Origin of the sequence: Cedecea neteri (assembly GCF_000757825.1) — a bacterium.
GTDB classification, from domain to species: domain Bacteria; phylum Pseudomonadota; class Gammaproteobacteria; order Enterobacterales; family Enterobacteriaceae; genus Cedecea; species Cedecea selenatireducens.
Window position 1 is genome coordinate 1,472,645 of the sequence record NZ_CP009451.1, and the last position, 13,208, is coordinate 1,485,852.

Below are 13,208 nucleotides of genomic sequence, written 5' to 3' on the forward strand. Positions count from 1 at the left end.
GGTCGATTATCCCGCCTGCGACAGCAGGCATAAGTCGCTGATGGTATTGGCAAGCGGTGCGGGTTCATGCACCTCCTGCTGAAGAAACTGCGTAATCGCCGGGGCCAGTTTTACCGCCCTGTCGGCCTGCGGGTCGGCCCCGGCAACGTAGCCGCCGAGCGGCAGCAGCGGCTTGATGCTTTGGTATTCGGCATACAGCTGTTTCAGCGTCCTTGCCGCCAGCTGGTGCGGGCGTTCCGTCACCTGACTCATACAGCGGCTGATGGAGTGCCCCACGTCGATGGCCGGATAATGCCCGGCTTCGGCAAGGTGGCGAGAAAGCACAATGTGGCCGTCGAGCACCGCTCGGGCGCAGTCCACGATCGGGTCCTGCTGATCGTCCCCTTCCGCCAGCACGGTATAGATCGCGGTCATCGTGCCGCTGCCGGTGCTGTTGCCCGCACTTTCCACAAGCCGCGGGATCATGCCAAAAGCCGAAGGCGGATAGCCTTTAGTGGCGGGCGGTTCACCAAGCGAGAGCGCAATCTCGCGCTGGGCCATGGCGTAGCGGGTCAGGGAGTCCACCAGCAGCAGGACGTCTTTACCTTTGTCGCGGTAGTAGCTGGCGATGGTGTGGCACAGCTCGGTAGCCTTAATGCGCATCAGCGGTGATTCATCGGCCGGTGCGGCCACAATGACAGACTTCGCCAGCCCTTCGGCCTGCAACGAGTTTTCAATAAATTCTTTTACTTCGCGCCCGCGCTCGCCAATCAGCCCGACCACCACCACTTCTGCCTGGGTGTAGCGGGTTATCATGCCAAGCAGCACGCTTTTACCGACGCCGCTGCCCGCCATCAGCCCGACGCGCTGGCCTTTGCCAATCGTCAGCAGGCCGTTGATGGTCCGCACGCCAACGTCGAGCGGCTGCGCCACGCTCTGGCGGGTGAGCGGATGAACCTGGGGCAAATGCAGCGGCAGCGGCGTGTCGCCGACCAGCTTGCCTTTGTTGTCCAGCGGCTCTCCCAGCCCGTTAACCACCCGGCCCAGCCAGCGGTCGCCAATCATCACGCCTTCCTGCTTATCCGCCGGGAAAACGCGGGCGCCAGCAATTAATCCCGTCGGATGCTTGAAGGGCATCAGCCAGGTCAGGTCGCGGTCAAACCCTACGACCTGAGCATCAATCAGTTCGCTGTCCGCGCTTTCCACGCGGCACATCTGCCCAACCGCCAGACGGCAGCCCACGCACTCGAGCAGGATGCCGTTCACGCGCACCAGCCTGCCCGCCACGCGAGCAAGATTAATGTTTTCAATGGAGCGCAGCGCCTGCGCGAAGTCCAGATCACTCATCGTGCGTTTCCGGCAGCAGGTTTTCTTTCAGTACGTCCATACACTGCTCAAGGCGATGCTGACAGCCGATATCCATTTCGCTGGTATCGGTGATGACCCGGCATTCACCGGCGTCCAGGTCCGGGTCGGCGGCCAGGCCCCACTGGCGGGCTTTCTCCGGTTCGGCTTCGCTAATACGCTGATATTCTTCATTGTTAAGCAGCACACGAATCTGCTCGGGGATCTGAGGCAGGCCGTTAAGCGCCTCTTCAATCAGCGTCAGCATCTGGGTTGGATGCAGCGCAAGTTCACAGCGAATCACCTGGCGGGTGACTTTTTCTACCAGCTGCAGCAACTCTTCGCGGCGGCGTTGTTCATAAGCGCTGAGATACTGACGCAGCTCGTTTGCCACACCGTCCAGCGGCTCGGCCGCATCAAGAAACAGCTGGCGAGCGTGCTGTTTCCCCTCTTCCAGCCCCTTGCGCATCCCCTCTTCAAAACCGAGGCGAGCGCCTTCCTGGTAGCCCTCTTCTTTTCCTTCTTCCATGCCCTGCGCAAAACCACGGTTCAGGCCATCCTGAAAGCCCTGCACCAGCTGCTGCTGGTAAGCTTCCGGGTCAAGCGCCTGGCCCGATTGTTCAAGGCTTGCCTGCTGCCAGCTTTTACGCAACGGCGGGAATTTGTGCAGTCGGGGTTTAATCACGCCCTGACGGCGGGCGGTCAGGCTGCCCAGAGTGGCGGTTTTCGCGTTTTTGAACATCATTATTCCATCGTCTGCTCAGCGAACAGCTGAACCTGAATTTCGCCGTCTTCCGCCAGCTGACGCACGGTGCCCATAATCTCTTTGCGCACCTGCTCAATTCGGCTGACCGGCACCGGCCCGAGGCGCGAAGTGGTGCTTTGCAGTAACTGCACCTGACGCTTTGGCATCACGTTACAGATGGTCTGTCGCAGCACCGGCTCGGTGCCCTTCAGCGCCACCGCCCACTCTTCCATCGAGACCTCTTCCATCAGGCGCTGCAGCGTATTCTGGTTCTGGCGACTGAGGATGAAGAACTCATACATTTCGTCTTTCAGCTCGTCGACCACCTCTTCGTCACGCTCGCGAAGCTGGTCCAGCAGCAGTTGCTGGTTTTCCGGAATGCGGTTGACGATATTGGCGGCGTGCTTAATGCCGGTCACCTTCGAGCCGTGCTCGGAAAGTACCGCCACGCCACGGTCAACCAGCCTGTCCAACTCGTCGATAACGTCCCGGTTAACGTCGTCCAGCTTGGCAATGCGGTAAACGATTTCGTCCTGGCGCTCCTGCGGCAGCACGCTGAGCACGCTGGCCGCCACGTCCGGCGGTAAGAAAGCGAGGAACACGGCCTGCAGCTGCAGGTGCTCGTGTTCAATAAGCGCCGCCAGCTGCGGCACGTCTACCCATTGCAGGCGAGCCATGCGGTAGCGAATCTCATCCCCGTAGATGCCGTTAATCACGCTGCGCGCAATTTCCCCGCCCAGCGCTTTTTCCAGAATGCTGCGCAGGTAGGTGCGCGAAGCGCCGTTAATCCCGCTCTGCTCCCGGTAGTCCTGAAAAAAGTTGTTCATCGCCTGGCGAGCATGAGTCACCTTCACGCCGTGCAGCCGCGCCATGGTTTCGCTCAGTAAAAGCACCTCTTCCCGGCTTAGCTTCTGCATGACCTGAGCGGCGGCGTCTTCACCCACGCTCAGCAGCAGGATCGCCGCCTGTTCGATGCGCGAGCGCCCGTTGCTGCCGCTGCTACTTTTACTGTTCTTGCTTACTGTTGGTTCGCTCATTGCTGTTGATCCACTGTTTCAGTACTTCCGCCACGCGCTCGGTTTCGCTCTGGGCGAGCATCTGTAAGTATTCGACTTTCGTTTCAAGGCCAGAACTTTGCGGCGGCAGGTTGTCATCGTTCTGGAACGACGATTTCGGCAGGCCAGCCGCCAGGGCGTCATCGCTGGTGATTAATTCATTTTCAAGCAGCGCGCCGCTTTCCAGAGCCGGTTCGTTCGCGGCCTCGGTAACCGCCAGTTCACGACGGCTGAAGCGTTGTACGACCGGACGCACGCCGAACAACAGGGTTAGCAGTGCCAGCAGGCCAATGCCGCCGGTCTGTCCCCAATACTGCATGTGCGGATCCTGCCACCATTTCAGCACCGGGAAGGCCGTCGCTTCTGGTTCGGTAAAGGCCATAACGTCCAGCGTCAGGGAGTCACCGCGGGCTTTATCTATCCCAGCCGCGTCTTCCACCAGCCGCGTCAGGCCGGCCAGTTTTTCCGGCGTAATCTTCGCCAGCGCGGGTGCACTTTGGTTCAGGGCGATGGCCACGCGCAGCTTCTCAAGCTGATAGCCTGGATGGCGGATATGGCGGATATCGCGGTCGTAGGCGTATTTACGCTGCTCGGAATTACGGCTGCTGAGGGACTGCGGGTTCCCAGCCGGAGCCGTGTTCGCGTTGGCATTAGCGTTAGCAGCCGCATTCGCCGCAGCAGGCGGCTGGTTGACCGGACGATTGCTGAGCGAGCCCGGCACGCCAAGGGCCAGCTCGTTGGTGACATTTTCCTGGCTGATGTTTTCATCGCTCACACGGGCGTCTTTCCCCAGACGTTCCTGGGTTTCTTCCACGCTGCTCATATCAACCTGCGGCGCCACGCTGATGCGGAAGTTGTTGCTCCCCACTAGCGAAGTCAGCAGGCCGGAAATGTTCTTTTCGGTGTCGACTTTCATGCGCTGCACAACGTCATTGGCCTGACGAATTCCGGCCAGGCTGCCGCCGCCGTTTTGCAGGCCTTCAGAAAGCAGGTTGCCGCTTTGATCGACCACCCTCACGCTGCTGGCCTTCATCCCCGGCACGCTGCCGGAAACCAGTTGGACGATGGCCGCGACCTGCGGTTCATCAAGGCTTTTGCCGTGGCGGAGCTGAACGATAACCGACGCACTGCTCTCCGGCTTGTTGCTCATGACAAAGGAGCTGGCTTCGCTTAGCCCAAGATGCACCCGCGCCATCTCCACCGGTTCCAGGCCCATGATGCTCTTCGACAGTTCCCCTTCGAGGCTGCGCTTGTAGCGAACGTTCTGCACAAACTGGCTGCTGCCGAGCATCTCTTCTTTGTCCATCAGCTCATAGCCTTCCGGCAACGCCGCGCTGATGCCCTTCGCCGCCAGCGCCATACGCGCCTTCGACAGTTTGTTTTCGGCCACCAAAATTTGCCCGTTGTCCGGGTTAATTCTGTAGGCAATGTTTTCTGCGCCCAGCACTTCAACCACCTGCGCGGTTGGCAGATTTTCCTGGGCGCCATATAGCGCGACATAGCCGCCGCCGCTGCGCCACAGAGAGGCAACAATGGCGCCGGTCAGCAACACGGCTGCGGCGCCTATAAGCCATTTTTTATGATTTCCCTGCGGCAACGGCATCGCCGCAAGCTGATTTTTGATTTTGTTTAACACGGTAAGGCCCTTAGAGCGCAATGTTCATCACTTCATCCAGCGCGGTGGTGAGCTTGTTGCGCACCTGCATCATTGCCGTAAACGCCACGCTGGCTTTCTGGCTTTCGATCATCGCGCCGGTTAAATCGTCGCTCTGGCCGGTGTCGATAGCGGCCTGGCGGGCGCTGGCGGCGTGCTGCATCTGGTCAACGTTGTTGATGGCCTGGTTAAGGACATTGCCGAACGAGACGGAGGGCGCGGTACCCATCCCCGACGGCGCGAGAGTCTGAGGCGCGGCGATAGCGCCGGCACCGGCGCTTGCCGCCGTGTGCTGTAGCCGCATCAGCATTTCCTGCTGCCCCATCGGCATACCTAATCCTGAAATCTTATCCATAGTGGTTTCCTTCCCCCTTTCAGGAGTAACACCCAATTTCAATACCCTCTTCTCGCATCGAAGCCAGTCGGTAACGCAGCGCCCGAGGGGTAATGCCTAAAAACTGGGCGGTTTTCGATTTGTTGCCCTGATGACGCTTTAGCAGGTCGATGATGTACTGGTACTCGGCCATACGACCGTGCATCTTGACGTTGCGAATCGCGGCCGGGGCATCGCCCTCAGAGCGGTGGCCGGTTTCATGCCATGCCGGCATGATGCCAATGGCGGCGCTTTGCGGCTGTACGACCGGCGTCAGGCCGAAATCTTTGGCGGTGATTTCGCTCCCGTTACAGAGGATCAGGCCACGCTGGATAACGTTCTCCAGCTCACGAACGTTACCCGGCCAGTTATAGCTCAGCAGCGCGTGACGGGCGTCTTCGGCAAGCATAATCTTGCCCTGGTGGAACGTGTGATATTTGCTAATGAAGCGCTGGGCCAGCGGGATGATGTCCTGCTGACGCTCACGCAGTGGCGTAATGTGGATAGGCACCACCGAAATGCGGTAGAACAAATCCTGACGAAAACGGCCTTCGGCAATTTCAAGCTGTAAATCTTTATTCGTGGAAGCTATCAGGCGAATATCAAGTGGGATTTTTTTATGGCTGCCTAAACGCTCAACTTCCTGCTCTTGCAGCACCCTTAATAATTTGGCCTGTAGCGCCAGCGGCATATCACCAATTTCATCCAGTAATAATGTGCCGCCGTTGGCTTGCTCAAATTTACCCGCAACGCTTGCCACCGCACCGGTAAATGCACCTTTCTCATAGCCAAATAAAATAGCTTCCAGCATGCTCTCAGGAATAGCGGCGCAGTTCACACCAACATAAGGCGAATCGCTTCCCGTGGCGTGTTCATGAATATATTTAGCTACGCATTCTTTACCGGTGCCTGTTTCGCCAGTTATCAACACTGACACATTAAAATTTGCCACACGGCGTGCCAGCGCAAATACGCTAACGCTGGAAGGTGCCCTGGCCACAAAGCCGTTAAGATTTCCTGCGCTATGATCCATAAACATATTCATGTTGCATCACCCACTTAGAGTAAATTCTACCTGGCGAGGACAGCAAAACAGACTTAATATTTCCTTTAATCATAATAATGAAAGAAAAATTAAGACCGTTTACATTCAGCGCCGTCAATCACCAGGTTATTCAACCACAAGTATTACAGCAGTGTGGTTATCAGTGGGGTCAGTATACGGAGGGCACGATAATTGTCTCATTTTTAATGAGTATTAAAACATTAATTCTTTAAATACAATGAGTTATCGATTACATTAATCTGGAAGCAGGTTTTTAAATAATAGATTAATAAGCCCACCGCTATTGCAACAGCAAGCATAAGCAGGTCTAATCACCTTCCTGAAAAAAAGTGATGAGATGTTTTCCAATTATCTACCCGCTGCTGCTAATAAAGAGCGCCACCTCATTCTCGTAACTTAAATGCCCAGGTAAATTTTTCTTTGGCGAGCGATGAATCAATACTGAAGCTCATCGCTGACATCGCCAGATATCATGGTTATGCGGAAGAACTATGCAGCCTGTATTACAACGACTCAGAGTTCATCACCGGGATCGGCTTCCCGAACTGGTGAAACTGGAAGTAAATAAGCTTGGCCGTCCGTGGCATAAGCTGCCAACAATAATGAATGATTGCTTCGACATTCTCGATGCAAGGCTAAGCATTTACTTTCTTAAAAAATTTAGAGTAAACGTTACGTTAAAAAATATGACGTTTGCGATCGATAAAAATTATAAAAACACGCAGATATTCTCTTCCACTTACGGCAATCTCGGCTTCGACATTGATCGTATTTTGCTGCTGAATATTCTTCATGATTTCTATGGCCTGAGTAAAGACAGCGCCCAGGTGGCGCCGGATTTATCTCAGCCGATTTCGAAAACGGAAGAACGGCTAAAAAATAAATTAGGCCAGGAACTGACTGCGCTTGTCGTCAATAAAGAAACCTTTGGCGAAGACCTGGATATAAAGAACGACTATTCCTCGGTGATTAGCCAGTGGTCATGGTGCATTACATTCAGCCTCGAAGGTTACGAGCAAGGCGGGTTCACTATCCTGCTCGACCAGCTGCATGTCGATCGCATGCTGGCGAAGCTGAGAGCGCCGGACGGCGGAGACGGCGAGAAAGAGTCTTCGATGAGCACCGGCCAAATCGAAAGGCTGTTCTACGATTTGCCGCTGAAGCTGAATGGTCGCCTTGCCTCGCTGAACCTTACCGTCGCGCAAATTGCCGACATTGAGCCAGGGGACATTATTCCCATTTCACTGAATCAACCGATGCCGGTTTTTATCGGCAAAGAACAGATTTTCACCGCTGATATTGCGGAAGATCGCGGCAAACTGCTGCTGAGTGAATTTAACGATAAGACTGCCGAGAAGCATTATGAGCCAAATTGATCAAGACCTGAGCCAGACCCTGGATCTGGACGACCTGAACTTCGGTGATGCCCCGCAGGAAGAGACGGTGGAAGGCAACATCCGCATGGATCTGCAGGAAAACACGCCACGGGCAAACCCGATGGATCAGATTCGCAAAATGTCGCTGTTTAGCCGTATCCCCGTCACCCTCACGCTGGAAGTGGCTTCGGTAGAGATCTCTCTGGCTGATTTAATGTCGGTGAACAACGATTCGGTCGTTGAGCTGGACAAGCTCGCCGGTGAACCGCTGGACATTAAGGTCAACGGCATCCTGTTTGGTAAGGGTGAAGTCGTCGTCCTGAACGACAAGTACGGGCTGCGCATCATCGAGTTCAACAACAAGAACCTCGGCGAGCTGGCAGGATGAATAGCCTGCTACGCGGCCTGACGAACAGAAAGAGCGGCCTTGCGGCGCTGCTGACGCTCGGCCTGTGCTTCTCGCCGCTGCTGTTTGCCGCCCACGGTGAAGTGACCTTATTCAGCGCGAATAATACCGACGCGGGCCAGGACTACAACGTCAAAATTGAAATCCTGATCCTGATGACCCTGCTCGGCCTGCTGCCGATCATGGTGCTGATGATGACCTGCTTTACGCGATTTATCATCGTGTTGGCGATTTTGCGCCAGGCGCTGGGGCTGCAGCAAAGCCCGCCGAACAAAATCCTGACCGGTATCGCGCTGGCCCTGACCTTGCTGGTGATGCGCCCGGTGTGGACCACCGTGTACAACGACGCCGTCGTGCCGTTCCAGAACGACAAAATCACGTTGAACCAGGCGCTGGCTACCGCCGAAGTGCCGCTGAAGAAGTTTATGCTGGCGCAGACCAACAATAAGGCGATGTCACAGATGATGAGCATTGCCGGTGTCTCCGGCGACGCGCGCGAGCAGGACCTGACGGTCGTGACGCCCGCCTATTTGCTCAGCGAGCTGAAAACGGCCTTCCAGATTGGCTTTATGATTTACATTCCGTTCCTGGTCATCGACCTGATTGTCGCCAGTATTTTGATGGCGATGGGGATGATGATGCTGTCGCCGCTGATTGTCTCGCTGCCGTTTAAGCTGATGCTGTTCGTGCTGTGCGACGGCTGGACGCTGATCGTCGGCACCCTGACCTCAAGCGTGCAGGGGCTGTAGCTATGCTTAATATGGATAACGCCGGCGACATCATGGCCTCTGGCATTCAGCTGGTACTGCTGATTTCCGCCGTGGCCATTGTCCCTAGCCTGCTGGTGGGCCTGTGCGTCAGTATTTTCCAGGCGACTACGCAGATTAATGAACAAACCCTGAGCTTCCTGCCGCGCCTGGTGGTCACGCTGCTGGTGCTGATTTTTGGCGGGAAATGGATGCTGACCCGGCTGGTAGACTTCACGACCGAAATCTTTCACCAGGCCTCTTCGCTGGTCGGCTGACGCATGGGAATCAACATTCACGATCTGCTTAATCCGCTGATGGCGATGATCCTGCCGTTTGTGCGCATTCTGGCGTTCATCCACTTTTGCCCGGTGCTCGACAGCAAAGCCTCCTCCCGCCGGATTAAAATTGCCACCGCGCTGACCCTGACGGTGCTGATTACGCCGATGCTGCACAATAACGTGGTGCTGAACGAGCTGATGTCGATGCGGGTTATCCTGCTGATCGGCGAGCAGCTGCTTTGGGGGCTGCTGTTCGGCATGACGATGCAGCTGGTGTTTGTCGCGCTGCAGACCGCCGGTCATATTCTGTCGATGAATATGGGCCTGGGCATGGCGATGATGAACGATCCGGTTAACGGCGGCTCGACGGCGGTGATTTCGCAAATCATTTTTGTTTTCTGCGCCCTGCTGTTTTTTATCATGGACGGCCATCTGCTGGTGGTGACCATTCTGGTAAAGGGTTTCACCTACTGGCCTATCGGTCAGGCCATCAATGAACCGACGCTTAAACAACTGGCGCAAAGCCTCGGCTGGATTATGTCTGCCGCCACGCTGATTGCGTTGCCCACCACTTTTGTGATGCTGATTGTGCAGGGCGGGTTTGGCCTGCTGAACCGCGTTTCGCCGACGCTGAACCTGTTTTCACTCGGTTTTCCCATCAGCATGCTGTTTGGCCTGCTGTGCATCACGATGATCGTTTCCCATATTCCGGAGCACTACCTCAATTTGACCAATGAGATCCTCGCCCGGCTTGACGCCATAAGGGTGCAGTAATGTCGTCATCCTCAAGCGGAGATAAGAGCGAAAAACCTACGGCGGGCAAGCTGCGTAAAGCCCGGCAGAAAGGGGATATTCCACGCTCAAAAGACCTGACGATGGCCGTGGGGCTGGTGGCCTCTTTCGTGACCATCAGCAGCTTCTTCCCCTATTACAAGTCGCTGATAAGCGAGTCGTTTTTATCCGTGGGCCGCATGGCCGGACGGCTGGATGACAGCGGCGCGCTGAGCCAGTTCATGATGCTTAACGTGCTGGTTATCCTTAAGTTTATCGCCACGCTGGTGCCTATCCCCGTGGCCTGCATTATTTCCAGCCTGATCCCCGGCGGCTGGATATTTACCCCCAACAAGCTGCTGCCGGATTTTAAGAAAATTAACCCGATAAGCGGGCTTAAACGCATGGTGTCCGGCAGCCACTATGTTGAGGTTGGCAAGATGATGCTGAAATGCGGCGTGATCCTCGCCGTGCTTTACACCATGGTGAACGACTCGCTGGCCGGCCTGCTTTACCTGCAGCAGCTCTACCTGCGCCAGGCCATCAGCAGCGGTTTTGATATTTTTCACCATGTCATCAGCTACTTTGTCGCGGTTATCGTTATCTTCGCCCTGCTGGACGTGCCGCTCAGCAAATTTATGTTCACCAAAAAAATGCGCATGACCAAGCAGGAAGTGAAGGAAGAACATAAGAGCAACGACGGCAACCCGCAGATTAAAGGCCGTATTCGCCAGCTGCAGCGCCAAATGGCGATGGGCCAAATCAACAAAACGGTGCCTTCGGCAGACGTTATCGTCACCAACCCAACCCACTACGCCGTGGCCCTGAAGTACGATCCAAACAAAGCAGAAGCGCCCTACATTGTGGCGAAAGGCGTCGATGACGTGGCGATGTTTATTCGTGAAGTCGGTAAGAACCACGGCGTGGAGATAGTCGAGTTCCCGCCGCTCGCCCGTGCGGTGTACTACACCACTCGCGTTAACCAACAAATTCCGGCGCAGCTGTTTCGCGCCATTGCTCATGTCCTGACCTACGTGATGCAGGTGAAAGCCTGGCGTGCGGGCAATGTTGAGCAAAAACCCCGCCTTAACAGGCAGATAGATCTTCCAAAAGAGGTATTAAAAGCCGATGGCGAACAATAAGTTTACCCAGGCCGTGACCGTGCTAAAGCAGACGCACGTCGGCGTGCCTGTTCTGCTGCTCAGCGTGCTGGCGATGATTATTTTGCCGCTGTCACCGCTGGTGCTGGATATCCTGTTTACCTTCAATATCGTGCTGGCGGTCATCGTGCTGCTGGTGGCGGTCAACAGTAAACGCCCGCTGGATTTTGCGGTCTTCCCGACGCTGCTGCTCATCACCACGCTGATGCGCCTGACGCTGAACGTAGCCTCCACCCGCGTGGTGCTGCTGCACGGCCATGAAGGGGAAGGCGCCGCCGGTAAGGTGATTGAAGCCTTCGGCCAGGTGGTTATCGGCGGCAACTTCGTGGTCGGCTTTGTGGTGTTCGTCATTCTGATGATCATCAACTTCGTGGTCGTCACCAAAGGGGCCGAACGTATCTCTGAGGTGTCGGCTCGCTTTACCCTCGACGCCCTGCCCGGCAAACAGATGGCGATTGATGCCGATCTTAATGCCGGCTTAATTAATCAACAGCAGGCCAAAACGCGGCGTAAAGACGTTGCTAACGAAGCCGATTTCTACGGGGCGATGGACGGGGCCTCGAAGTTCGTGCGCGGCGATGCCATCGCCGGGATCATGGTGCTTATCATCAACGTGATCGGCGGGATCTGTATTGGTATTTTCAAATACGATCTCGATGCCAGCCACGCCTTCCAGCAGTACGTGCTGCTGACCATCGGTGACGGCCTGGTCGCACAGATCCCCTCCCTGCTGCTGGCAACCGCCGCCGCTATTATCGTGACCCGCGTCAGCGACGGCGGTGACGTTAGCGATGAGATTAAGGCTCAGCTGCTCGCCCGCCCGAACGTGCTGTATACCGCAGCGTTTGTGATGTTCATCCTGGCCGTCGTGCCCGGCATGCCGCACGTTGCCTTCCTGAGCTTCACCGCGCTGTTGCTGTTTGCAGCCTGGCGGCAAAGCAAAGTGGTGCAGCCTGCCGAGCAGCAGGCTGACGACATGGAGGCCATTCAGGAGGCCCTTGCCCCGGACACGGAGCCTACCGTCAGCTGGGACAGCATTCCGCTGGTCGAGCCGATTGGCCTGAACCTGGGTTACAAGCTGGTTTCACTGGTGGATACCGCCAAAGGCAGCCCGCTGTCGCAGCGTATTCGCGGCGCAAGGCAAGTTATCTCGGAAACCTGCGGCGTGCTGCTGCCGGAGATCCGCATTCGCGAAAACTTCCGCCTGAAACCCGCCCAGTACGCGATCCACATCAACGGCATTCGCGTGGCGCTGGGGGAAGTGAATTCGGAAAAATTAATGGCAATCCCCGGCACCGAGCTGTACGGCGAGATAGACGGCGTGCTGGACACCGATCCGGCGTACGGGATGGCCATCGTCTGGATTGATCCGGACCAAAAATCGCGCGCGTTAAACCTTGGCTATCAGGTAGTGGACTGCGCGAGCGTGGTAGCCACCCACGTTAACAAGGTGGCGCGTCAGCATCTGCCTGATTTGTTCAACTATGACGATATTACTCATCTGCATTCACGCCTTGCGCTGCAGGCGCCGAAGCTTGCGGAAGATTTAAATAACGCGCTGAATTTCAGCCAGTTGCTGAAAGTTTATCGCCAGCTTTTGCTCGAACAGGTGTCGCTGAAGGATATCGTCACCATTGCCGCCACGCTGCTGGAAAGCTCGGCGGTAACCAAAGATCCGCAGCTGCTCTGCGCTGACGTGCGCTACGCCCTGCGCCGTGCCATTTTGCATAACATCAACGGCGACCGCAGGCAGCTTGCCGCCTACACCATTGATAACGAACTGGAGAATATGCTGCTAAACGCCCTGAACCAGGCCCAGCAGGCGGGGAAAGTGGCGCTCGACAGCTTCCCTGTCGACCCGAATATTCTGGCTCAATTGCAAAATACCATGCCGATGATTTACGAGCAGATGAAGGCGAATAGCCTGCCGCCGCTGCTGCTGGTGACGCCGCAGCTGCGCCCGATTCTGTCACGCTATGGCCGCCTGTTCAGCGCCGGGCTGCATGTGCTTTCGTATAACGAAGTGCCGGATGACAGCGATTTGAAGATTGTCGGGACATTAGCGTGATAGGGCTTCGCGCTGATCTAAGAGAGAACACCTTCTATGAAGAATCGGCTAAGGCTCCGTTCACTTCCTGCCCTGGGTCGGAGAGAAAACGGAGGCGACTTAAGCTGGAACAGAGCCTCGCTTCTTATTTTTACCCTCACCCTGCCCCTCTCCCTGGAAGGGAGAGGGAATAAAAAATGTTCCC

At 56.1% G+C, this 13,208-nt stretch carries 13 protein-coding genes; 7 read left to right on the forward strand and 6 right to left on the reverse strand.

Translation table 11 applies throughout. The features are described from left to right. Window positions 1–6 precede the first annotated feature (6 nt). The 6 genes from fliI to JT31_RS06770 are packed head-to-tail and all read right to left on the reverse strand — an operon-like array spanning window position 7 to window position 6,195. Window positions 7–1,326 (reverse strand): flagellar protein export ATPase FliI, encoded by a 1,320-nt coding sequence (fliI, locus tag JT31_RS06745; protein WP_038474878.1) that lies wholly within the window; start codon window positions 1,324–1,326, stop codon window positions 7–9. Then, window positions 1,319–2,065 carry a flagellar assembly protein FliH gene (fliH, locus tag JT31_RS06750; protein WP_052048982.1) on the reverse strand — a complete coding sequence of 249 codons (747 nt, stop codon included), beginning with the start codon at window positions 2,063–2,065 and terminating at the stop codon, window positions 1,319–1,321. Before fliH ends, fliI begins: the two co-directional genes overlap by 8 nt. A 2-nt stretch (window positions 2,066–2,067) precedes the next feature. Next, a complete protein-coding gene (locus tag JT31_RS06755; RefSeq protein WP_038474880.1) occupies window positions 2,068–3,105 on the reverse strand; it encodes a flagellar motor switch protein FliG in 1,038 nt (345 codons plus the stop codon). Continuing rightward, window positions 3,074–4,759, reverse strand: a complete 1,686-nt coding sequence (gene fliF, locus JT31_RS06760) for a flagellar basal-body MS-ring/collar protein FliF (protein ID WP_038482880.1) — start codon at window positions 4,757–4,759, stop codon at window positions 3,074–3,076. The genes JT31_RS06755 and fliF overlap by 32 nt, the downstream gene beginning before the upstream one ends. 10 nt (window positions 4,760–4,769) lie before the next feature. Next, window positions 4,770–5,132 (reverse strand): flagellar hook-basal body complex protein FliE, encoded by a 363-nt coding sequence (gene fliE, locus JT31_RS06765; RefSeq protein ID WP_038474882.1) that lies wholly within the window; start codon window positions 5,130–5,132, stop codon window positions 4,770–4,772. Between the two features lie 19 nt (window positions 5,133–5,151). Continuing rightward, window positions 5,152–6,195: a sigma-54 interaction domain-containing protein gene (locus JT31_RS06770; RefSeq protein ID WP_038474884.1), complete on the reverse strand. Its 1,044-nt coding sequence runs from the start codon at window positions 6,193–6,195 to the stop codon at window positions 5,152–5,154. Between the two features lie 707 nt (window positions 6,196–6,902). On the opposite strand from JT31_RS06770, the gene JT31_RS06775 reads away from it, so the two are divergent. The 7 genes from JT31_RS06775 to JT31_RS06805 are packed head-to-tail and all read left to right on the forward strand — an operon-like array spanning window position 6,903 to window position 13,024. Further along, window positions 6,903–7,592 (forward strand): FliM/FliN family flagellar motor switch protein, encoded by a 690-nt coding sequence (locus JT31_RS06775; RefSeq protein WP_235212924.1) that lies wholly within the window; start codon window positions 6,903–6,905, stop codon window positions 7,590–7,592. After that, window positions 7,579–7,980: a flagellar motor switch protein FliN gene (fliN, locus tag JT31_RS06780; protein WP_038474888.1), complete on the forward strand. Its 402-nt coding sequence runs from the start codon at window positions 7,579–7,581 to the stop codon at window positions 7,978–7,980. The genes JT31_RS06775 and fliN overlap by 14 nt, the downstream gene beginning before the upstream one ends. Continuing rightward, a complete protein-coding gene (gene fliP / locus JT31_RS06785; RefSeq protein WP_038474890.1) occupies window positions 7,977–8,747 on the forward strand; it encodes a flagellar type III secretion system pore protein FliP in 771 nt (256 codons plus the stop codon). Before fliN ends, fliP begins: the two co-directional genes overlap by 4 nt. 2 nt (window positions 8,748–8,749) lie before the next feature. Continuing rightward, a complete protein-coding gene (fliQ, locus tag JT31_RS06790; RefSeq protein ID WP_038474892.1) occupies window positions 8,750–9,022 on the forward strand; it encodes a flagellar biosynthesis protein FliQ in 273 nt (90 codons plus the stop codon). A gap of 3 nt (window positions 9,023–9,025) precedes the next feature. Further along, a complete protein-coding gene (gene fliR, locus JT31_RS06795) occupies window positions 9,026–9,799 on the forward strand; it encodes a flagellar biosynthetic protein FliR (RefSeq protein ID WP_038474894.1) in 774 nt (257 codons plus the stop codon). Further along, the gene (gene flhB, locus JT31_RS06800) at window positions 9,799–10,938 is read left to right on the forward strand and encodes a flagellar biosynthesis protein FlhB (protein WP_038474896.1); all 1,140 of its coding nucleotides are present in this window, start codon (window positions 9,799–9,801) and stop codon (window positions 10,936–10,938) included. Before fliR ends, flhB begins: the two co-directional genes overlap by 1 nt. Next, window positions 10,925–13,024, forward strand: coding sequence for a flagellar biosynthesis protein FlhA (locus JT31_RS06805; RefSeq protein WP_038474898.1), 2,100 nt, complete (start codon window positions 10,925–10,927; stop codon window positions 13,022–13,024). Before flhB ends, JT31_RS06805 begins: the two co-directional genes overlap by 14 nt. Window positions 13,025–13,208: the final 184 nt, after the last annotated feature.

What these genes read in the sequence shown, in the direction of transcription:
- fliI (WP_038474878.1), bottom strand. Translation starts at nt 1,326, where the DNA reads ATGAGTGATCTGGACTTCGCGCAGGCGCTGCGCTCCATTGAAAACATT.
- fliH (WP_052048982.1), bottom strand. Translation starts at nt 2,065, where the DNA reads ATGTTCAAAAACGCGAAAACCGCCACTCTGGGCAGCCTGACCGCCCGC.
- JT31_RS06755 (WP_038474880.1), bottom strand. Translation starts at nt 3,105, where the DNA reads ATGAGCGAACCAACAGTAAGCAAGAACAGTAAAAGTAGCAGCGGCAGC.
- fliE (WP_038474882.1), bottom strand. Translation starts at nt 5,132, where the DNA reads ATGGATAAGATTTCAGGATTAGGTATGCCGATGGGGCAGCAGGAAATG.
- JT31_RS06770 (WP_038474884.1), bottom strand. Translation starts at nt 6,195, where the DNA reads ATGAATATGTTTATGGATCATAGCGCAGGAAATCTTAACGGCTTTGTG.
- JT31_RS06775 (WP_235212924.1), top strand. Translation starts at nt 6,903, where the DNA reads ATGACGTTTGCGATCGATAAAAATTATAAAAACACGCAGATATTCTCT.
- fliN (WP_038474888.1), top strand. Translation starts at nt 7,579, where the DNA reads ATGAGCCAAATTGATCAAGACCTGAGCCAGACCCTGGATCTGGACGAC.
- fliP (WP_038474890.1), top strand. Translation starts at nt 7,977, where the DNA reads ATGAATAGCCTGCTACGCGGCCTGACGAACAGAAAGAGCGGCCTTGCG.
- fliQ (WP_038474892.1), top strand. Translation starts at nt 8,750, where the DNA reads ATGCTTAATATGGATAACGCCGGCGACATCATGGCCTCTGGCATTCAG.
- fliR (WP_038474894.1), top strand. Translation starts at nt 9,026, where the DNA reads ATGGGAATCAACATTCACGATCTGCTTAATCCGCTGATGGCGATGATC.
- flhB (WP_038474896.1), top strand. Translation starts at nt 9,799, where the DNA reads ATGTCGTCATCCTCAAGCGGAGATAAGAGCGAAAAACCTACGGCGGGC.
- JT31_RS06805 (WP_038474898.1), top strand. Translation starts at nt 10,925, where the DNA reads ATGGCGAACAATAAGTTTACCCAGGCCGTGACCGTGCTAAAGCAGACG.